Consider the following 20,202-nt stretch of genomic DNA (forward strand, 5'->3'; position numbering starts at 1 on the left):
GTTTTTTTACCAAGATGAAGGTGTTAGAGGGCGTTCTTGATACGCGCTGCCCGTCCACCACGGCGTTGGCGCAGCAGTGGCGCGCGCGCGGGCAGATCGTCCATCACGGCTTTGCGCGCCTCGGGTGTGAGCTGTGACCACGCGCCGATTTCGTCGATGCTGCGCAGGCAGCCGGTGCACAGCCGCGTGGCGGGATGGATCACGCAGACCTTGATACACGGGCTGTCGATTTCGGCGCGTGTCCAGATGTCGTCGCTCATGAGGCGGCCTTGATATGCGCCAGCCGGTCAAGCAGGCCTTGCAGGATATAGGCGGCGGCAACACTGTCGATCACTTCTGCGCGCCGCCTGCGCGAAGTATCTGCCTCGAGCAGGGCGCGTTCGGCGGCGACGGTCGAGAGGCGTTCATCCCAAAATGTGATCGGCAGCGGTGTCAGCCGTTCAAGGTTGCGGGCAAAGGCGCGGGTCGCCTGGGCGCGCGGCCCTTCGGAGCCGTCCATATTGCGCGGCAAGCCAAGCACGATGCCCTGGATGTCACGCGCGGCGATGATGTCCAGCAAGCGGTTGGCGTCCAGGGTGAACTTCTTGCGCTTGATGGTCTCCAGCGGGCTGGCGACCGCGCGCATTCCGTCCGACACGGCCACGCCGATCGTCACCGTGCCCAGATCCAGACCCGCAAGCGCCCCCTGTGCCTTGAGGCTGGTGGCAAACGCCGCGGCATCCGCAAGGATCATTCGCCAAGGCCTGCCTGGGCGGCGGCAGCGTTGATCACCTCGAGATCGGCCTCTTGCCCGGCAAAGGCTGTGCGTGCCTCCTCGAGGATCATCTGCGCGCGGTCGGTTTCATTCAGCACAGTCAGAGCGGTGATCAGGCGGGCCCATTCGCTTGCCGTGCCGCCTTCGTTTGCCAAGCGTTCGGAAAGCTGGGCGACCATACCGGCGATCATCTGGGCGCGATCTTCATCGTTCATTTCGGCGGCGGCAGCGATATCATCCTGGGATGGACCGCTGAGCGGTGCCGGCCTTGGGCCACGCGGCGTGATGCTGTTGGGGTCGAATTCTTCGCCCGCGGCAAAGGCCACTTCGGCAATCTGCGCGTTGGCAAGGCCTGCATAAAGCCCTTCGGGGTCGCTGTTTTCCAAAACGCCGCGCCACAGACGGTAGGCCAGATCGGGCCGGTCGGTCTGCGCATAGAGCAGGCCCGCATAGTAACGCGCAGGCACGTTGCCCGGATCAACGTCCAGCACCTGCAGCATGACTTGCTCGGCCTCGGGCGAGACGAAACCGTTTGTCGCCGCGACCATCCGGTCCAGCAGGCCGATCCGGTCTTCCAGGGTTGCCGCATCCCCCTTGAGGCGCAGCACCTGTTCCTGCGCGCGCGTGGCGGCGGCATAGTTGCCGATCCGTGCCTCGTGCAGCGCCAGCAACTCCCAGCCTTGCAGTTCTTCGGGGTTTTCGGGGACCACGGCACGCAACTGGTCGATCATCTCAAGGTAGTCGGGGGGGATTTGGGTCAAAATCGCCCCTTCTGTGCCATAGGTGGCTTCGGCGTCAAGCTGGGACATGCGGTTGGCGCGCATGTCATTGCCGGCCGCGATCCGTTCGGCGCGCGACAAATCGGGGTAGGGGCCAGAGCTGTCAAATGCGCCAAGCGAGAAATAGACCCCAAAGGCGAGGGCGATCGTCACCGCCAGCACCGCCACACTCGCGCCGCGGCTCAGGGTCAAAGGCCCGCTGCCCATCTCTTCGCCCGCTGCCTGATCCGCGGCCAGCAAACGGCGCGCGATTTCGGTGCGAGTGCGCTCGGCCTCGTCCGCGTTCAAGACACCGCGGGCAAGGTCGCGCTCGACTTCGCTTAGTTGTGCACGATAAAGCGCGACATCCTCGGACCCGGTTTCCCCGGGTTCGGCAGGCCGCCACATCGGCGCAATCAGCGCAAGGCCAGACAGCAGCGCAATGACAAAGATGATGATCCAGAACAGCATGATTTCCTCGCGGTTTTGGTGACATGTAGCCTGTGCGCAGCGCGAAAAAAAGGGCCGAATCCTGATTGTGATGCGCCCAATCACCGCGCCCCCTTGGTCATGTCGCAAAATTGTGCATTTGTGCCGCAAAGAGTATCCTCTTTTTTGCGGCCTGCCCCAGAACCAAGGGGAGGCCTGCCACAGGTTCGAATCCAGCACGGGGACTGCCGATGAAACGCTATTCTGCATTTGCGATCGCGCGCGAGGCAATGCGCCAGCACAGCGGTTGGACACGCGCCTGGCGGTCGCCGACCCCCAAGGCGAAATACGATGTGGTGATTGTCGGGGCGGGCGGGCATGGCCTTGCGACCGCCTATTATCTGGGCAAAAATTTCGGGATCACCAATGTGGCGGTGATCGAAAAGGGCTGGCTGGGCGGCGGCAACACGGGCCGCAATACGACGATCATCCGCAGCAATTACCTGCAAGACCCGTCCGCCGCGATTTATGAGAAATCGCGCTCCCTTTATGAAACCATGTCGCAAGACCTGAACTATAACGTCATGTTCAGCCCGCGCGGCGTGATCATGCTGGCGCAAACCCATCACGAAGTCCGCGGCTATCAGCGCACGGCCCATGCCAACGCCCTGCAAGGCGTCACGACCGAGTTCATCAGCCCCAAGCGGGTCAAGGAACTGGTGCCGATCATGAATATCGACGGGCCGCGCTATCCGGTGCTGGGCGGCTTGTGGCAGGCCCGTGGCGGCACGGCGCGCCACGATGCGGTTGCCTGGGGCTATGCGCGGGCCTGTTCGGACATGGGCATGGACATCATCCAGCAGTGCGAAGTCACCAATGTCCTGACCGAAGGCGGCAAGGTCACCGGTGTTGAAACCAGCAAGGGCAGGATCCTGTGTGACAAACTGGGCGGTGTCGTTGCAGGGCATTCCGGTGCCCTGGCGCAGATGGCGGGGTTCCAACTGCCCATCGAATCCGTGGCGCTGCAAGCGCTGGTGAGTGAGCCGATCAAACCCTGCATGGATGTGGTTGTCATGGCCAACACCGTGCACGGCTACATGTCGCAGTCCGACAAGGGCGAGATGGTGATCGGCGGCGGCACGGACGGCTATAACAACTACACCCAGCGCGGATCGTTTCACCATATCGAGGAAACCGTGCGTGCGCTGATCGAAACCTTCCCGATGATTTCACGGCTGAAAATGCTGCGTCAGTGGGGCGGGATCGTCGATGTGACGGGGGATCGCTCGCCGATCCTGTCGAAAACACCGGTTGAAGGGATGTTCATGAACTGCGGCTGGGGCACGGGCGGGTTCAAGGCAATCCCCGGCTCTGGCTGGGCGATGGCGGAACTGATGGCCAAAGGGCATTCCCCGCTGACCGAGGAGTTTTCCATGAACCGCTTTCGTGCGGGCAAATTCATTGATGAAAGCGTCGCGGCAGGGGTGGCGCATTGATGATCGCCCCGCTCCGCCCCATTTTTTGCGCAGAAAATGACCGAGAAAATGTGCATTTTTTCGCCCCTTACCGCGTGGAGGGCGCAAGTTTTAGCCGATCCCGCCGCCGTGTTCCGGCCACCTCCCGCCCAAACCCTGCGGGGATTTTTGCCGATCTTCCCTTGCAGGCAAACCCGCGCATGATGTCCCTGTCTGCAACACAGGAGGACACATCATGGCTGACTATGACTACTCCACCAATGCGAAAACCGGCAGTGGCGGCGGCATTGGCCTGCTTGTCATCGCGGGCGTTGTCGTTCTTGTCCTGCTCTGGGCGATCCTCGCCGGGGGCGGTGCCAGCATCGACAACACGACCCCAGACGGCGCAGCCCCGGCAGCGATCGAAGAGACCACGCCGGTCGTACCCGCACAATAACTCCACCGACCACTCACCAACCTTGGGCGGGCGCAGCGATGCGTCCGCCTTTGGTATGTCCAGCCCCCGCGCAAAGGTATTCCCATGCTGACCCTTCAATGCCCCTATTGTGGTGTGCAGGCCGATGAAACCGAACTTCACGCGGGCGGCGAAGCGCACCTGAAACGCGAAACCGTCGGATCAACGGACAATGACTTCGAGGACTACCTGTTCATGCGGGAAAACCCCAAGGGCGTGCATTTTGAACGCTGGCGGCACGTTGCGGGCTGCGGCAAGTGGTTCCACGCCGCGCGCTGCACCATGACGCTCGAGGTTTTTGGCACCTATCCGGCCCAGACCCTCGCACCACCCAAGGACATCACGGACAAGATCAGCGCCAAACGACCGGGCTGGACATGGAGGGCGTTCAAATGAGCACACGTCTGGCAACCGGGGGCCGCCTGCTGGATCGCGGCGCGGCAATGGAATTTACCTTTAACGGCAAGCGGATGCAGGGCCACGCGGGCGATACGCTGGCCTCGGCCCTTTTGGCGAACGATCAGATGCTGGTCGGGCGCTCGTTCAAGTATCACCGTCCGCGCGGTCTTGTGGCCAGCGGTGCCGAAGAACCCAACGGCCTTGTGAATATGGGCGAGGGCGCGTTTTTCGAACCCAACCAGCGCGTCACGACAACGGAATTGTTCGACGGTCTGGCGGCAGAAAGCCAGAACCACTGGCCCAGCCTTGAATTTGATGTGGGGGCGGTGAATGCGAAACTGTCGCGGTTCATGCCCGCCGGTTTCTATTACAAGATGTTCATCCATCCGCGGCCCTTGTGGAAACACGTCTATGAACCCTTCATTCGCAAGGCTGCCGGACTGGGGCGCGCGCCCACCGAAATGGATGGCAGCACCTACGAGCATTTCTACGCCCACGTTGATGTTCTGATTACCGGCGGCGGGATTGCGGGATTGGCCGCGGCACTGGCTGCGGGCCGCGCCGGTGCCGATGTCCTGCTCATCGAACAGACCGCCCATTGGGGTGGCCGTGCGCCCGTGGACGGGGCGCAGATTGATGGGTTGGACGCAGATGCTTGGGTGAAGGACGCCGTGCAAGCCCTTGAAAAAATGGATAACGTCACGATTCGTCGCCGCACGATGGGGGCAGGCGTTTACGATCACGGCTATGCGTTGGCCTATGAGCGCCTGACCGATCACACCGCCGATCACGACGGCCCGCGCCACCGCCTGTGGCGTATCCGCGCCAAACAAATCGTCACTGCCACAGGGTCAATCGAACGGCCACTGTCATTCGCGGGCAACGACATTCCCGGCGTGATGTTGGCCGGGGCCCTGCGCGATTATGTGGTGAATTACGGCGTGTCCCTTGGCGATCGCACCGTGGTCGTGACCAATAACGACGATGCCTACCGCACCGCAATCGCATTGAAAGAAGCAGGGCTTGAGGTGCCGGTGATCCTGGATGCGCGCGCCGTGGTCGATGGCCCGCTGCCACAGCAGGCCCGCGATCTGGGTATCCGTGTCGAGGCGGGCAAGGGGATCGCCCATGTCAACGGCTCCAAACGTGTCACGGGCGTGTCGATCTGCGCGCAGGCGGGAGAAGGTGCGGAACTTGAGGAAATCGCCTGCGACGCTGTTGCCATGTCGGGCGGTTGGTCGCCGGTTGTGCACCTGTGGTCGCACTGTGGTGGCAAACTGATCTGGGACGAGGAGCAATCCCACTTTCGCCCCGACATGTCGCGCCCGCCCTTGGGGCCGATGGGCTTGGGTTCGTGCTGCCCGCAGGGGCCGCGAGCGGCGCGATGTCCACCGCTGATGTGCTGGCCGATGCCTTTCAATCCGGTGTCGCCGCTGCCAGGGCCGCCGGCGCCACGGGCAAGCCCGGAAAAGCCCCCGCAGGTGACGCGCCCGACGAGGCGCCGATGGCGCCTGTCTGGCTGATGCCGCAGGGTGCGAGTTACAAATTGCGCATGAAAATGTGGCTTGATTATCAGAACGACGTGAAAGTCAGCGATGTGCAACTGGCCGCCCGCGAAGGCTATGAAAGCGTCGAGCATACGAAACGCTATACCACGCTTGGCATGGCCACGGATCAGGGAAAATTAAGCAATATCAACGGACTGGCCACGTTGGCCGGGGCGCTGAATGCGCCGATCCCGGCTGTTGGCACAACCACTTTCCGCCCGCCCTATACCCCCATTTCGATGGGCGCGATCGGGGGCGAGGCGCGGGGCGATTTGTTCCAGCCGCTGCACAAGACCCCGATGCACGACTGGCACGATTCCAACGGTGCCGATTGGGAACCGGTGGGCCATTGGCGCCGCGCCTACGCCTTTGTGCGCGACGGCGAAACCGTGGAACAGGCGGTGCAGCGCGAGGTCGTGAACACCCGCGAAAACCTTGGCCTGCTCGATGCTTCGACCCTGGGCAAGCTGATCGTGCGCGGCCCCGATGCGGGCAAATTCCTCGATATGCTTTACACCAACATGATGAGCACCCTGAAACCGGGCCGTTGCCGTTACGGGCTGATGTGCACCGAAAACGGCTTTCTGACAGACGATGGCGTAGTGGCGCGGATCGACGAGGACACGTTCCTTTGCCACACGACCACCGGCGGCGCGGATCGGATTTATGCCCATATGGAAGAATGGCTGCAAACCGAGTGGTGGGACTGGCAGGTCTATGTGACCAACGCCACCGAACAGTTCGCGCAGGTCGCCGTGGTTGGCCCCAACGCCCGCAAGGTGCTGGAAAAGCTGGGCGGCATGGATGTAAGCGCCGAGGCACTGTCCTTCATGGGCTGGGCGGATGGCACGATTGGTGGTTTTGACTGCCGGGTTTATCGCATTTCATTTTCCGGCGAACTGTCGTTCGAGATTGCCGTGCCGGCGTCACAGGGTCGCGCGTTCTGGGATGCGCTGCTGGACGCGGGCGCGGAATTTGGCGTCATGCCCTATGGCACCGAATGCCTGCACATCATGCGTGCCGAAAAAGGGTTCATCATGATCGGTGACGAAACCGACGGCACGGTGATTCCTCAGGATTTGGGGCTGCATTGGGCGATATCCAAGAAGAAAGCGGATTATCTGGGCAAGCGTGCGCAGGAACGCGACCATATGGCGGACCCGAACCGCTGGCAGTTGGTGGGCCTTGAAACCACCGATGGATCGGTCATCCCCGATGGCGCCTATGCGGTCGCCGACGGGGTGAACGACAATGGCCAGCGCAACACCCAAGGGCGTGTGACCTCGACCTATCATTCTCCCACATTAGGGCGCGGGATCGCGATGGGGCTGGTGCTGCACGGGCCCGATCGCATGGGCGAGGTGATCGAATTTCCCAAGGTGGACGGCACCAGCGTAAGCGCCAAGATCGTCGATCCGGTGTTCTTTGACCCAGAGGGGGAAAAGCAGAATGTCTAATGTTGTCAGTGCACTGAACGGGCAAAAAGTTGTGGGTGCCACCACCGTGGCTGAACAGGGTCTGCGCGGCATGATCACCCTGCGCGGCGATCTGTCAGCCGCCAGGCTGAAAAAGGCCTGCAAGGCGGTGACGGGCGCCGAGATGCCTGGCAAACGCGGCGTGAGCATCAAAGGCGAGAGCGGCATCGCATGGATGTCACCTGATGAGCTGCTGCTGCTGGTGCCCCATAGCGAGGCTGACGCCATTGTCGCAAAGATTGATGTGGCGCTGAAAGGCACGCATTTTTTGGCTGTGAACGTATCGGACGCGCGGGCGGTGATTTCTGTGCATGGCGCGGGCGCGCGCGAGGTTCTGGCGCGGGTCTGCCCCGCCGATTTACGCGCCAAATCGCTGGGGGCTGGCGAAATGCGCCGCACCCGTCTGGCGCAGGTGCCCGCCGCAATCTGGACGCAGGACGGCACCGATTTCAATGTGATCTGTTTCCGTTCGGTCGCGGGTTATGTGTTTGATTTGCTTGCAAATGCGGCCGCAACAGATGGGCCGGGGATGCTTTAGGCGGCGATGTCTTTCGCGGGCAGGCACTGTGCCACCCAGTCATCGTTGTCCGCATATCCCAGCGATTTGAGGGCATCGCCATAGCGTTCTGCATAGGGTTCGGCAATCTCGCGCGGCAGTTTCGTGACCCACTGCGCCTTGGCCCCGGAATTGACGTGCAGGGCCACGCGATCTTCACGGTCGTCCTTTTTCGCCAATCCGCCAAACAGCGACAAATCCCAATAGCTTTGCACGGCGCGGTCGATATCCAGACCGGCGATGTTGAAATCGGTCAGGGTCTTGCGGAACAGGGTGCAGTCCGTATCCTCGATCAGGTCTTCGTATTTGATGTCGGCTGCGCGCGGGTGGCCGTAGGGCCATTTCAGCATTTCCTGCACGGTCTTGTCGTGCTTGTTTTCCATCTCGAACATCAGGCGGGCGTGATCGTCGGGCAGGGCGTTCAGGTGGTCCTGATAAGACAGGCCGCCCCAGTCATCACGCACTTCGCGCAGGAATTTTTCGTTCCCCAGCGGCGCGATCCGGTGATAGCGCATCCCCGACAGCAGCACATCGCGCGGGTCACGGATGATGTGGATAAAGCGCGCGTGATCCATATCCAGCAAGGCCTGCGGAAAGGTCGAGGACCAGTTGACGATGATCTGCGGGCCGGTTTCGGCTGCATCCGCCAGCCGCTTGGCACGGTAGCACTGCATGAACGGGATATCCTGATCGCGCTGGATCGCGCGAAACACCTTGCGCATCCAGATCGTGCCGGTCTTGTGGTGGGTGCCAATGCAAAGGTAGCGGGCGGTCATTCGGCGGCGTCCTTCATCTTCTCGAAAATGCCGGTGTCGATAAAGGTGCGAAATTCCGGCACGGTTAGCTGATAATCAAGCACGCGGCGCGAACATTCCGCACAGGCGCGCAACAGTGCGGCCAGATCATCGTCCTGCAACCAAGCATCCATCTGCGCGCGAATGCCGTCGGTGGGGATCGTCGCGTCTTCGTTGGTATTGATGTCGTATTTGTCCCAATACTCCATATCGATCCGGTCTTTGTTCTTGGAATTGGCAGTGCCGCGCAGACGTTTGAGCAGGAAATCCTCGCGCGATTTCACGGCATAGTGGTTCACTTGGGCAAACTCATTGCTGACGTTATCCTTGTTACCGCGCCAGCCCCGTTTCAGATACTGTTCACCCATCGGTTTGCCGGCACCATTCACCATCACGGCCATGTCGGGCAGGATTTCTTTGGTCTTGTGGAATTTTGGGCGGTGGACGCCGAAAAAATCAAAACTGGCAGGGCGAAACAGGGTTTTGAAGCCCCAGACCAACCCGTTTTCGGGATCGTCAAAGGATGACCCGCGGGTGAACCGTTCGGTGACCAGATCGTCGGACATTTTTGACTGTCCGCAGCCGCCCATCAGCCGCCAGTTGATCGAAATGGAATCCGCATCCGTCGGGCAGGCATCAATCAGTGCCTGCACGCTGCGATCACCCACGTGGACATTCAGGAATTCATCGGCGTCCACGATCAGCACCCAGTCAGAGGCGCGCACCCAATCCATTTTACCTGCACGGCTGTAGGCGGCGCGCTGCGGGTCCATGCGCGGCCCCAGCGGATTGTCGAAATGTTTGACGACGCCCATTTGGTCAAGACGGTTCAGGATCAGGTTTGTCCCATCCGTGCAATCGTTTGAAAAGATGCAGAAATCCGTGATGCCGATAGATTTGTGATAGGCGAGCCATTCAAGCAGATACGGCCCTTCGTTTTTCATCGTCGAGACGAGGGTCACTGTGGGGCTGGCCATATCAGGCGTCCTTTTTCGCGGGCGTTTTCGCCGCTGTTCTGGTGGTTTTGCGCGTGGTCGTGGCCGCCTTGGCGGCGGTCTTGCGCGGGGTCTTTCTGGTAGTGGGTTTCTTGGCGGTCGTCTTGCGTGTGGTTGTCTTTTTGGCGGTCGTTTTCTTTGCTGCCGGTTTCTTGGCGGCCGTCTTGCGCACCCGTTTCACGGGTTCGGCCACTGGCGGCGGGGCGACGGTATCGGGGTCGCTTGACAGCGCAGCGGCCGCCTCGGGTGTCACTTCGGCGATGATATCGGCCAGCGGCGGGGCCGGTTCGTTCAGATCGACCCGCGCGGTCTGCGCATCGCGCAGCTTTGCCGCCTGTGCCACCTTGTCGCGCAGTTTTGCATCGCGCGGGCCATCGCCCGCCGCCTGAGCAGCCAGCGCGATTTTCTGCGTGCGTTCATTCATCAGGGGCACGCCCAGCCCCGCAGCCTCGGGCGTATTGAGGAACGGATTGTCGTCCAGACTCATCGCCTTTTCGGTGTTTTTCTCGCGTTCGCGCAATTGGTGGGCGTCCAGACGGTCTTCGGGCTTTTCGCCGGCCGCTTCCAGCAGGGCCTGGCGGGTTTCGCCCTTTTTCGCGGTCTGGGTCTGGGCGATCATCTTGGCGATCACCTTGTCGGGCACGCCCTGGGCCTGCATTTCCTTGACCTTTTCCTGCCACTGTTTGGGCAGGTGCTGGATGAACAATACCTCGTCCAGCTTGTCCAGTGGCACTTCGCCCGCCGCCTTCAGCTCAGCGACCCATGTGTCGTATTCGCCGGTGCTACGCAGCATCTCGACGCGCGCGGCGTGAAAATCCAGCGCCTTGTCCTGCAAATCGCGCATCACCGGATCAGACAGGATCTGCGCCATTTTCTTCTTGGTGCCCTTGGCGTGGCGGGTTGCGTTGCTCGCCTCTTCCTCGTTGCGGTCAAACAGCGCGAAATAGGCGGCGTTATATTTGTCTTCCTTGTTGTTCACATTGCCCCGCACGCGACGCAGCAGATAGGCCTCATAGGATTTGACGGCGTAGTGGTTCAACTCCACCAGCTTGTAGCCCAGCGTCGGTTTGGTCGATCGCCAGCCCGATAGTGAAAACTCGTCCGGCATCGGTTTGCCGGACCCGTTGAGCCACAGCTGATCGAACAAAAGTTTTGCGTTTGCAGGCTCTTGCTTGGCTTTCTTGATGTGGGGGCGGTGGATGCCCATCTTCATGTCGCGGTAGGGCTTGAAGATGGTTTTGACGCCCCAGCCCTTTTTGAACATGTCCGGCGCGCCGTGGGTGTAGTTTTCGATCACCAGCCCGGGGTTCCAGTCAGTGATCCCGTTGGAGCCGAAAAACCGCCAGGTGATCGCCATCGCGCTGGCCGCCGGATCCATCCGTTCGATCAGGTCGCCGATGTGGCCGCGCCCGCATTTGATCGACAGGAATTCATCCGCATCCATCGTCAGGATCCACTCGGAATTGACAACTTCGGGGTTTTGCGTGGCCAGTGTCAGGGCGTTGGGCTGGGGTTTCTTGCCCTCGGGGACGTCATTGCGGAAATGCTGGACCCAACCCATTTCTTCGAGGCGGATCAGCATGTCGTCGGTGCCGTCGCTGCAATTGTTGGTATAGACGCAGATATTATCGAAACCGATATGTTTGTGATAGGCGACCCATTCGACAAGCGAGTGACCTTCGTCCTTCATCATGGAAAGGATCGTGTAGGTGTGTTTGGGGGCCATCTGGCCTGCTCCTGCTCTGTTTCCCGCCCAGGGTGCCACACAGCCGTTAAGCAGGGGTAAGGCGCGGCCGGTTTTGTCCGGATTGTTTCCCATACCATAACAATGCACAGGGCAAAGTCCACCGGCGAAGGTGGGCGTGGAACAATTTTGCAACTGATTTGTTGGGCTATTAGACCTTGACGCCGCCCCTGTGAAAGCTTTGTTAAAGGGTAGCGATATTGAAACACCAAAAGGGGGACCACCCATGTCTTTTAGCCTTCCCGACCTTCCCTATGCCCATGACGCGCTTGCCGCCAAGGGCATGTCTGCCGAAACCCTCGAATTTCACCACGACCTGCACCACAACGCCTATGTGACCAATGGCAACAAGGCCATCGAAGGCACCGCGTGGGCGGACAAGTCGCTTGAGGAAATCATTACCGGCACCTATGACGCGACGGCCGTGGCGCAGAACGGGATTTTCAACAATATCTCACAGCTTTGGAACCACAATCAGTTTTGGGAGATGATGACGCCGAATGCATCCTCCATGCCGTCCGAACTGGAAAGCGCGCTCAAGGACTCGTTCGGCAGCGTCGATAAGTTCAAGGAAGAATTCGCCGCTGCAGGCGCGGGCCAGTTCGGGTCGGGCTGGTGCTGGCTGGTGAAAAAGGCCGACGGCGGGCTGGCCGTGACCAAGACCGAAAATGGCGTGAACCCGCTGTGTTTCGGTCAGACGGCATTGCTGGGCTGTGATGTTTGGGAACATTCCTATTACATCGATTTCCGCAACAAGCGCCCTGTGTATCTGACCAACTTCCTTGATAATCTGGTCAACTGGGAAAACGTCGCCTCGCGGATGTAAGCCCGTTGCGACCGATTAAAGGGGCGTTCCAGACGGGGCGCCCTTTTGCGTTTTCAGGGTGCGGCCCGTCGTTGCGCGGCGGCCTGCGGCCATGACTGCGCGCGTTTGATTCACAATGCGTGGCAAACGACACCTTGATGCAAAAATCGACCTGACCGGAATCAAGCCGTAGGCGCCGGTCTGATCGACGGCCCGCCCCACGGATCGGCGATTTGGCGAGCCGAACGCGATATCGCGATGGAAGATGAATGCGGTCACCATAAAGCACCATGTCTACCACGTTGCGTCGCCCACCCACGGCCCGTCGATCGGACTGCTATCGTCAGACCAAGGCGTCCCTCAGCACCGCCTCCAGCTCTGCCACATCCGCCACCGTTGAAACAAACCCCAGAAGCGTCGCTTCGGCAAAGCCCTGATCAATCATCCGGTCCAGCATTGCCAGCAGCGGATCCCAATAGCCGCCAGCATTGACCAAAATGATCGGTTTGGCGTGCAGGCCCAGCTGACGCCATGTCAGCACCTCGAAAAACTCGTCCAAAGACCCGGCCCCGCCGGGCAGCACGACCACCGCATCGGCGTTCATATACATGACCTTTTTGCGCTCGTGCATGTTTTCGGTGATGATGAACTGGTCCAGATCGCGCTTGCCGACCTCCCATTTCAGCAGATGCACGGGGATGACGCCAAAGGTCTTGCCGCCCGCCGCCTGCGTTGCCGTGGCGACCCGCCCCATCAGGCCCACGTCACCTGCGCCGTAAACCAGCCGCCAGCTGTTGCGTGCCAGCATCGCGCCGGTATCGGTCGCGACCTCGCCGTAAACGGGCCGTGCGCCGTTGCGCGACCCGCAGTAAACGCAGACGGACTTTGTGGTGGACATGGGCGTTCCCCTGACAGTGGTGTGAATGGGCTTTTGACCGCTCATATCGCGCTTGCTAAGGTCGCTCAACCGATTGCGGTGGCGGGCGTGGATTTGCGCCTGTGGGGAAGGACAAAACGTGGCAAAAGAGACATCATTTTTCAACGGCACAGGCGGGCTGGTCGCAGGTGCGGTCAGCGCGGCGGTGCTGATCGTGGCTGCCCTGCTGGTCTATCAGCGGGTCAACGCGCCCGATCCGGTCGGTGCTGCGGATGTGGCGGTTGCCACACCCCAAGCCGCACCCGAAATCACACCCGATGCAGAGGTTGCGGCTGGCACGCCCGATCCCGTCGGCGATCCGGTAACGCCCGCGCTGCCCGCGCCCCGCTTTGACGTGATCTATGTGAACCCCGATGGCACCGGCACGCTTGCCGGGCGCGCCGCGCCGGGCGAGCCGGTCGCGGTGCTGCTGGACGGCGCAGAGATTGACCGCGCAATCGCGGACGGGCAGGGCGGCTTTGTCGTATTGCTTGATCTGGCGCCTTCCGATCAGCCGCGCACCCTTGATTTGCTGGCCGATCCTGACGGAAGCAGCCCGCGCGCGGCCGCTGAAACCCGGATCATCGGGCCTACCACGGCCCCTGTGATCATCGCGCAGGCTGATCCAGTGGCCGAGGTCGCGTCAGGTATCGCCAGCGATCCGCAACCTGCCGACGTTGGCCCCGCGCCGACCGAAACAACTGACCCGGCCCCCGATAGCGCAAGCCCCACCCCCGAAGCCCCGATTGCCGCAATCCCGGCACCACCTAGCGATCCGGTCCCGACACCGACAGACCCGGCCCAAGCGCCGACCGGCGGCGCGACACCCACCCCCGAAACCCCGGCACCTGCCGACCCGATTGCCCCCGCGATTCTGTCGGCAGACGCAGACGGCGTGCGTGTGCTCCAACCCGCCGCGCTGCCCGATACCCCGCCCGAGGTCATGGCGACAGTCGCGCTTGATACGATCACCTATGATCCCGGCGGCGACGTGTTGCTGGGCGGACGGGCGCAGGCGGGCGGATTCGTGCGGGTTTATATTGACAATCAACCGGTCACGACCTCGCCGATCAGCGAAAGCGGCGACTGGCGCACCGATCTGCCGCAGGTTGACACCGGCGTCTATACACTGCGTGTGGACGAGGTCGATGCGCAGGGCACCGTCACCTCGCGGATTGAAACCCCATTCTTGCGCGAAGAACCTGCTACAGTGGCCGCCGCGATGGCCGAAGAAACCAGTGCCGAGGGCTTCCGCGTGGCCGTGAAAACCGTCCAGCCGGGCGCGACACTTTGGGCGATCGCGCGCGAACGGTATGGCACGGGGGTGATGTATGTGCAGGTCTTCGAGGCCAACCGCGACCGTATCCGCGACCCCGATCTGATCTACCCCGGGCAGGTGTTCGTGCTGCCCGACGACGCGCAATGACCGCAGCAGACGATATTCCCGCCCTTGCGCTGGCGTGGCACCGCGCGGGGCGGGGCGCTGTTCTGGCCACGGTCGTGGACACATGGGGGTCCGCGCCGCGCCCTGTTGGCAGCCAGTTGCTGATTGACGCCGCGGGTGCGATGGAAGGGTCCGTGTCGGGGGGCTGCGTCGAAGGGGCCGTGGTCAGCGAAGCCGCCGAGGCCCTTGCAGACGGGCGCGCGCGCCTGCTCGACTACGGTGTCTCGGACGATGATGCCTTTGCCGTGGGCCTTGCCTGCGGTGGGCGCATCCGTGTGCTGGTGGAACCGGTCGGGACTGTTATGCCCGAAAACCTTTTGGCCGAACTGGTGGATTTGCGCGCCGCGCGCCAGCCCGCGGCCTATGTCGTCGATCTGGACGGCCCTGATCGAAGGATCGACAGGGATGGCCACGCCGACAGGTTTCGCGCCGATAAGTCCGGCATCGAAAGTGACGGGCGCAGGTTCATCGCCGTTCACAACCCGCCCCTGCGGATGGTGATCGTCGGCGGGGTGCATATCGCGCAGACGCTGGTGGGGATGGCGCAGGCCTGCGGCTATGACGTGACGGTGGTTGATCCACGCACAGCCTTTGCCAACGCGGCGCGTTTTCCAGATGTGGCCCTGCTCGACGGCTGGCCCGATGCGGTATTGGCCGGGCTTGGGCTTGATCGGCGCACGGCGGTGATCACCCTGACCCATGATCCCAAACTGGATGATCCGGCGCTGATCACTGCGCTGCACTCTGATGCGTTCTATATCGGGGCGCTGGGGTCAACCCGCACCCATGCAAAACGGGTTGAACGGTTGCGGGCTGCGGGGTTTGACGCAGCCCAGATTGCGCGCATCAATGCCCCTGTCGGGCTTGATATCGGCGCGCGCAGCCCGGCGGAAATCGCCGCAAGCATCATCGCGCAGGTCACGCAAAGCCTGCGCCATTAGGCTGCACGTGCCATCTGTCAAGGAAACTTTGCGGTTCTCAGAGCGGGTTTGGCGTGATTAACTGTTCAAAACGGCGCAGATAGTGGGGGACACGTGGCGCAGATCGCAATGAATGTAAACGGCGTGCCCGTGACGGGCAGGGTCGAGGGGCGCACCTTGCTGGTGGACTTTCTGCGTGACGATCTGCACCTGACGGGCACACATGTCGGCTGTGATACCAGCCAGTGCGGGGCCTGCACCGTGCATGTGAACGGCCTGTCCGTCAAAGCCTGCACCATCTTCGCCATCGAAGCAGAAGGCGGCGAGGTTTTGACCATCGAAGGCATGGCAAATGCTGACGGCACCCTGTCGCCACTTCAACAGGCCTTTCAGGATCACCACGGGTTGCAATGCGGGTTCTGCACTCCGGGAATGGTGATGTCAGCGGCGATGCTGCTGAAAGAGAACCCCAAGCCAAGCCAGGCAGATGTGCGCAGCTATCTTGAGGGCAACATCTGCCGCTGCACCGGCTATCACAACATTGTAAAGGCGATCATGGCTGCCAGTGGGCAGGACATGGACGCCATTTCAGCGGCGTAAAGTAACTTAAAACGAGGACGTATTTATGAAAAAAATGACACTGACAGCAGGCCTTTTCGCGGCTCTGGGCGCAACGTCGGCCGTGGCCGAAGGTTTTACCGTCCAAGACCTTGGCGTGACCCCTTCGCGCGAGGCTTGCATGGCTGCCGGCGAAAGCGCGATGCGCCGCTATGTGGACGTCAACGGCGGCGGCAGCGTCGACCCGACGACCTGGGTTGTCTATGGCTGGGATCTGCGGCCCGGCGATCAGGACGTCACGATCATGTGCCCCGTGGTCAATGGCGGTGTGATCAACGCCTTCATGGTCGTGCACGGCGAAACCACTGATGACGACCGGATCTATACCGCCGATACGCTGGCACGGCTGTTTGAAAACCCGAAGTAACGGGCTGCCTTGCAATCAAAGCACGACGCCTTCGCAGTGATTTGCGGGGGCGTTCTTGTTTTGGGAGGGGGCAAACCAGAGAAACGCGCGCCGTGGATTGCCAGCCCGGCGGGGCGGTCTGTCGATGCACCGCGGCAAGCGTCATGGACCACCAAACCCAGCCCGGCGCGCTTGCGCCAAGCCCGATCTCCCCCACGGGAGGGCTTATGGCAAGGGCTGTGGGGCGTGAAACGCGGGCTGATTTGCGAAACATCTGCCACGCGTGGCTGCATGGCCTCCCGAGGTCGGGCTTGGCGCAAGCGCGCCTCTCGTCAATAATAGGCGTAAGGCGGAGATTGACCGCCAAAGCCTTGCACAGGCAGGTCCACCCTTTTACCATTTTCCTGCCCAACGAGAGCGATGCAATGTATCAATTCGAGATCGAGCGACCCAAGACCATCGCGCAGGCGGTTGCTGCATTGATCGATGAGGACGCGCAGGCGCTTGGAGGCGGGCAGACCCTTATTCCCACATTGAAACAACGGCTTGCGATGCCGGACCGACTGATCAGCCTCACCGCGATCCCTGAAATGCAAGGGATTTGCAGCGGCGCGGACGGGGCGGTTTGCATTGGCGGCGCGACAACCCACCACGATGTGGCGCGCGGTGCGGGCGTCTTTCCCGCGCTGGCCGCACTTGCGGGGCAAATCGGCGACCCGGCGGTGCGCCATCGTGGCACGATCGGCGGCTCGCTGGCCAATAACGACCCGTCGGCCTGCTATCCGGCGGCGGTGCTGGCGACCGGTGCGACCATCGTCACCAATGCGCGCGAAATCGCCGCCGATGATTTCTTTCAGGGCATGTTCACGACCGCGCTGGACGCGGGCGAGATCATCACCGAAGTCCGCTTTCCCGTCCCGCGCGCGGCGGCCTATGTGAAGTTCCGCCAACCTGCCTCGCGCTTTGCGCTTGTGGGCGTGTTCGTGACGCGGTTTCAAGCTGGGGTGCGCGTCGCCGTCACGGGCGCATCCGAAGATGGGGTGTTCCGCTGGCACGCGGCCGAAACGGCGCTAACCGCAGATTTCAGCGCCGGTGCGATCAAGGACACGGCCCTGACAGGCGATATGATCAGCGATATCCACGGATCGGGCGATTACCGCGCACATCTGGTCAGGGTGATGACGGGCAGGGCGGTGGCCGCCGCCTGATCATTTCTTGTCGCGGGCGGCTTTTTCCTCGCGGGTCAGCTTGTTGTTCCAGACGTTGTTGCTCAGCCCCAGCTCGGCGGGGGGCTGTTTCGTCTTGCCTTTGCTGACCTTGCCGCCGTTGTTCAGGAATTCCTGAATAAGCGCGTCATCAGTGGTTTCTTTGGGGACATGTTTCATGAGGGGAAGGCTAGCCTAAGCTGGACATCATGGCAACGCGCCGTAAGTGACGGATCAAGTCCTTCTTGTCGATGAGACTGACGATAACCTGCTTGCAATCAAGGCGTAGCCGCCGTGCATCGCCAGACCGTAGGATTGATGGGCGCAATGCCTGACCTCGGGAGGGCGGCTGGGACAAGCGACTCACGGGATTGCGTGAAAGACTTGCGATCCGCGCGCAGCAATTGCCAAAAGAATCCCTCCCATGGGGGAGGTCGGGCATGGCGCATGCGCGCCGGTTGGGGGGTGTCATCGTCAGGCTATCGCCAAATGAAAACGGCGGCCTGCATCCCACAGACCGCCCGCGCAATTCATCGCTTTCAGGCCTATTTCGGCAGTGGTCCGATCAGCATGACCATCTGGCGATCTTCCCGTGGGTTTGCCTGCAAACACACTCCCAAGCGGCAGACGTTTGGCACAAACGACGAGAGCGGCCTGCATCCCACAGACCGCCGACGCAATTCATCGCTTTCAGGCCTATTTCGGCAGTGGTCCGATCAGCATGACCATCTGGCGATCTTCCCGTGGGTTTGCCTGCAAACACACTCCCAAGCGGCAGACGTTTGGCACAAACGACGAGAGCGGCCTGCATCCCACAGACCGCCGACGCAATTCATCGCTTTCAGGCCTATTTCGGCAGTGGTCCGATCAGCATGACCATCTGGCGACCTTCCATCTTGGGAAAGTTCTCCACCTTGCCATGCTCCTTGGTGTCCTCGGCCACCCGTTCCAGCAGTTCACGGCCCAGATTCTGGTGCGCCATTTCACGGCCACGGAACCGCAGGGTGATCTTGACCTTGTCGCCGTTTTCCAGAAACTTGAAGACGTTGCGCATCTTGACGTCATAGTCGTTGGTATCGGTGTTGGGGCGGAACTTGACCTCTTTGATCTCGATGATCTTTTGCTTCTTGCGGGCCTCGGCCTCGCGCTTTTGGGTTTCGTATTTGAACTTGCCGAAATCCATGATCTTGCACACAGGCGGGTTGGCGTTTGGCGAGATTTCAACCAGATCAAGCCCGGCTTCCTCGGCCATCACCAAGGCGCGGGCAGGCGAAACAACGCCGACGTTTTCACCTTCGGCGCCGATCAGGCGGATTTCACTGGAAGTAATGCGTTCGTTGACGCGGGGGCCGGTATCACGCGCGGGTGGCGCGTTATGTGGTCTGCGGGCTATGATCTTTATCCTTTGATTGCGTGGTGCAACCGCAAGGTAAACGTGCCGCCGCGCCGGTTCAACCCGCAAAACACGCAAGTTTTCGCACAGGGGGAATGGTTTGGACCTGTTCCGGCTTTCCTAAGCTGTCACAATCTGACATATGCAGCGCGAGGTCCACTTGGGGGCCACGTATTTGTGAAGGACGAAGATCATGAGAGCTGTTCTCATCATTGTTGCAATCATTGTCGCCGTTTTCCTGGGCGACCGCTTCTTGAATGACGGTGGCCTCTGGAAGGGCATCACGGGCGCATCTGACGCTGCAATGGACGCTGCGGGCGATGCCGCCGAAGGCGCTGTTGAAGCTGTTACCGACGCCGCGGAAGATGTCACGGACGAAGCCGCAGCAGCCGCTGCCGCCGCCGAGGAAGAAGCCGCCGCCGCTGCCGCTGCCGCTGAAGAGGCCGCCGCTGCCGCTGCCGCCGCTGCTGAAGAAGAAGCCGCTGCCGCCGCCGCTGCCCTTGAGGAAGAAGCCGCTGCAGCCGCCGCCGCTGCTGAGGAAGAAGCCGCTGCCGCCGCCGCTGCCCTTGAGGAAGAGGCCGCCGCTGCTGCCGCCGCTGCTGAGGAAGAAGCCGCTGCCGCCGCTGCTGCCGCCGAAGAAGCCGCTGCCGCTGCCGCCGAAGAAGCCGCCGCTGCGACAGAAGCAGCGACCGAAGAGGCCACAACCGGCATGGACGGCATGGACGGTATGGACAGCATGGACGACATGACATCGCTGCTGACACCCGAAGGGTTTGACGCGGCCAAAGTGATGGAGATGGTTCAGAATTCTGACCTTGGCGCGATCGCCAAGACACAGCTTCTGGCCCAGGTCAGCGAAGTCGCCGCCGATCCATCCAAGCTGCCAGACGTTCTGGCCGCCATCAAAGAAGCGCTGGGCATGTAAGCCCCCCGCTTTGGCAAAACAAAGGGCCGCTCATCCGAGCGGCCCTTTTTGTTTCAGCCCCCGGAACGGCAATGGCTGCATCGAGCCCATTTTGACCAGTGCTGTGTCTCTCGATTCAAATCTCCTGGGCCCCAATCTCAAGTCACTTTTGGCTTAATCTTGGGGATTAAAACGGATTACTGGGTCTGCTTGTATTGGCGTGCCCATCCGCATTGATTTTTATCAATTTCACCGCCGCAATATCAAGCTA

Annotated in this window: 20 protein-coding genes and 1 pseudogene; 12 read left to right on the top strand and 9 right to left on the bottom strand. The window is 61.5% G+C overall.

The features are described 5' to 3' along the window. Positions 1 to 23: 23 nt before the first annotated feature. The 3 genes from FTO60_RS06240 to ccmI are packed head-to-tail and all read right to left on the bottom strand — an operon-like array spanning position 24 to position 1,983. Positions 24 to 260, bottom strand: a complete 237-nt coding sequence (locus FTO60_RS06240; RefSeq protein WP_148055149.1) for a DUF1289 domain-containing protein — start codon at positions 258 to 260, stop codon at positions 24 to 26. Further along, the gene (gene ruvX, locus FTO60_RS06245; protein WP_148055150.1) at positions 257 to 733 is read right to left on the bottom strand and encodes a Holliday junction resolvase RuvX; all 477 of its coding nucleotides are present in this window, start codon (positions 731 to 733) and stop codon (positions 257 to 259) included. Before ruvX ends, FTO60_RS06240 begins: the two co-directional genes overlap by 4 nt. Further along, positions 730 to 1,983 carry a c-type cytochrome biogenesis protein CcmI gene (gene ccmI / locus FTO60_RS06250; RefSeq protein ID WP_172623823.1) on the bottom strand — a complete coding sequence of 418 codons (1,254 nt, stop codon included), beginning with the start codon at positions 1,981 to 1,983 and terminating at the stop codon, positions 730 to 732. Before ccmI ends, ruvX begins: the two co-directional genes overlap by 4 nt. Before the next feature lie 209 nt (positions 1,984 to 2,192). Here ccmI and FTO60_RS06255 point away from each other — a divergent pair, with 209 nt between their 5' ends. From FTO60_RS06255 to FTO60_RS06275, 5 genes and pseudogenes are all read left to right on the top strand, one after another. Then, a complete protein-coding gene (locus tag FTO60_RS06255; RefSeq protein ID WP_148055152.1) occupies positions 2,193 to 3,437 on the top strand; it encodes a sarcosine oxidase subunit beta family protein in 1,245 nt (414 codons plus the stop codon). Between the two features lie 214 nt (positions 3,438 to 3,651). Then, entirely contained in the window at positions 3,652 to 3,852 is a 201-nt protein-coding gene (locus FTO60_RS06260; protein WP_148055153.1) for a hypothetical protein, read from the top strand. An 84-nt stretch (positions 3,853 to 3,936) separates the two neighbouring features. Continuing rightward, complete coding sequence (locus FTO60_RS06265; protein ID WP_148055154.1) at positions 3,937 to 4,266, top strand: sarcosine oxidase subunit delta; 330 nt, start codon at positions 3,937 to 3,939, stop codon at positions 4,264 to 4,266. Further along, a pseudogene (locus FTO60_RS06270) lies at positions 4,263 to 7,273 on the top strand (sarcosine oxidase subunit alpha family protein). The gene FTO60_RS06265 and the pseudogene FTO60_RS06270 overlap by 4 nt, the downstream one beginning before the upstream one ends. Continuing rightward, positions 7,266 to 7,829 (top strand): sarcosine oxidase subunit gamma, encoded by a 564-nt coding sequence (locus FTO60_RS06275; protein ID WP_148055155.1) that lies wholly within the window; start codon positions 7,266 to 7,268, stop codon positions 7,827 to 7,829. Before FTO60_RS06270 ends, FTO60_RS06275 begins: the two are co-directional and overlap by 8 nt. Here the strand turns inward: FTO60_RS06275 and FTO60_RS06280 are convergent. From FTO60_RS06280 to FTO60_RS06290, 3 genes are read right to left on the bottom strand one after another with little or no spacing between them, the layout of a single operon-like run. Further along, entirely contained in the window at positions 7,826 to 8,623 is a 798-nt protein-coding gene (locus tag FTO60_RS06280) for a sulfotransferase domain-containing protein (RefSeq protein WP_148055156.1), read from the bottom strand. The two genes, FTO60_RS06275 and FTO60_RS06280, sit on opposite strands and share 4 nt — an antisense overlap. Continuing rightward, a complete protein-coding gene (locus FTO60_RS06285; RefSeq protein WP_148055157.1) occupies positions 8,620 to 9,618 on the bottom strand; it encodes a glycosyltransferase family 2 protein in 999 nt (332 codons plus the stop codon). Before FTO60_RS06285 ends, FTO60_RS06280 begins: the two co-directional genes overlap by 4 nt. A 1-nt stretch (position 9,619) precedes the next feature. Further along, entirely contained in the window at positions 9,620 to 11,362 is a 1,743-nt protein-coding gene (locus FTO60_RS06290) for a glycosyltransferase family 2 protein (protein WP_254696914.1), read from the bottom strand. 244 nt (positions 11,363 to 11,606) lie between these two features. On the opposite strand from FTO60_RS06290, the gene FTO60_RS06295 reads away from it, so the two are divergent. Beyond that, positions 11,607 to 12,206 (top strand): superoxide dismutase, encoded by a 600-nt coding sequence (locus tag FTO60_RS06295; RefSeq protein WP_148055158.1) that lies wholly within the window; start codon positions 11,607 to 11,609, stop codon positions 12,204 to 12,206. A gap of 322 nt (positions 12,207 to 12,528) precedes the next feature. Here the strand turns inward: FTO60_RS06295 and FTO60_RS06300 are convergent, their stop codons facing one another. After that, complete coding sequence (locus FTO60_RS06300) at positions 12,529 to 13,083, bottom strand: TIGR00730 family Rossman fold protein (protein ID WP_148055159.1); 555 nt, start codon at positions 13,081 to 13,083, stop codon at positions 12,529 to 12,531. 118 nt (positions 13,084 to 13,201) lie between these two features. Here FTO60_RS06300 and FTO60_RS06305 point away from each other — a divergent pair, with 118 nt between their 5' ends. The 5 genes from FTO60_RS06305 (at position 13,202) to FTO60_RS06325 (ending at position 17,637) form a co-directional block, all read left to right on the top strand. After that, on the top strand, positions 13,202 to 14,527 hold the full coding sequence (locus tag FTO60_RS06305) for a LysM peptidoglycan-binding domain-containing protein (RefSeq protein WP_254696915.1): 1,326 nt from the start codon (positions 13,202 to 13,204) through the stop codon (positions 14,525 to 14,527). Beyond that, on the top strand, positions 14,524 to 15,486 hold the full coding sequence (locus FTO60_RS06310) for an XdhC family protein (RefSeq protein WP_148055160.1): 963 nt from the start codon (positions 14,524 to 14,526) through the stop codon (positions 15,484 to 15,486). Before FTO60_RS06305 ends, FTO60_RS06310 begins: the two co-directional genes overlap by 4 nt. A gap of 93 nt (positions 15,487 to 15,579) precedes the next feature. Further along, positions 15,580 to 16,065, top strand: a complete 486-nt coding sequence (locus FTO60_RS06315; RefSeq protein WP_148055161.1) for a (2Fe-2S)-binding protein — start codon at positions 15,580 to 15,582, stop codon at positions 16,063 to 16,065. Between the two features lie 25 nt (positions 16,066 to 16,090). Further along, entirely contained in the window at positions 16,091 to 16,450 is a 360-nt protein-coding gene (locus tag FTO60_RS06320; RefSeq protein WP_148055162.1) for a hypothetical protein, read from the top strand. Between the two features lie 404 nt (positions 16,451 to 16,854). Beyond that, positions 16,855 to 17,637, top strand: coding sequence for a xanthine dehydrogenase family protein subunit M (locus FTO60_RS06325; protein ID WP_148057076.1), 783 nt, complete (start codon positions 16,855 to 16,857; stop codon positions 17,635 to 17,637). Here FTO60_RS06325 and FTO60_RS17630 read toward each other — a convergent pair whose 3' ends face one another. Together FTO60_RS17630 and infC are read right to left on the bottom strand one after the other, a co-directional pair. Beyond that, a complete protein-coding gene (locus tag FTO60_RS17630; protein ID WP_172623824.1) occupies positions 17,638 to 17,814 on the bottom strand; it encodes a hypothetical protein in 177 nt (58 codons plus the stop codon). A gap of 667 nt (positions 17,815 to 18,481) precedes the next feature. Next, positions 18,482 to 19,027 carry a translation initiation factor IF-3 gene (gene infC / locus FTO60_RS06330; protein WP_148057077.1) on the bottom strand — a complete coding sequence of 182 codons (546 nt, stop codon included), beginning with the start codon at positions 19,025 to 19,027 and terminating at the stop codon, positions 18,482 to 18,484. A 193-nt stretch (positions 19,028 to 19,220) separates the two neighbouring features. Between infC and FTO60_RS06335 the strand changes: the two genes are divergently transcribed. Continuing rightward, positions 19,221 to 19,952 carry a hypothetical protein gene (locus tag FTO60_RS06335; RefSeq protein ID WP_148055163.1) on the top strand — a complete coding sequence of 244 codons (732 nt, stop codon included), beginning with the start codon at positions 19,221 to 19,223 and terminating at the stop codon, positions 19,950 to 19,952. The last annotated feature ends 250 nt before the right edge of the window (positions 19,953 to 20,202 follow it).

Origin of the sequence: Octadecabacter sp. SW4, assembly GCF_008065155.1 — a bacterium.
Classification (GTDB): Bacteria; Pseudomonadota; Alphaproteobacteria; order Rhodobacterales; family Rhodobacteraceae; genus SW4.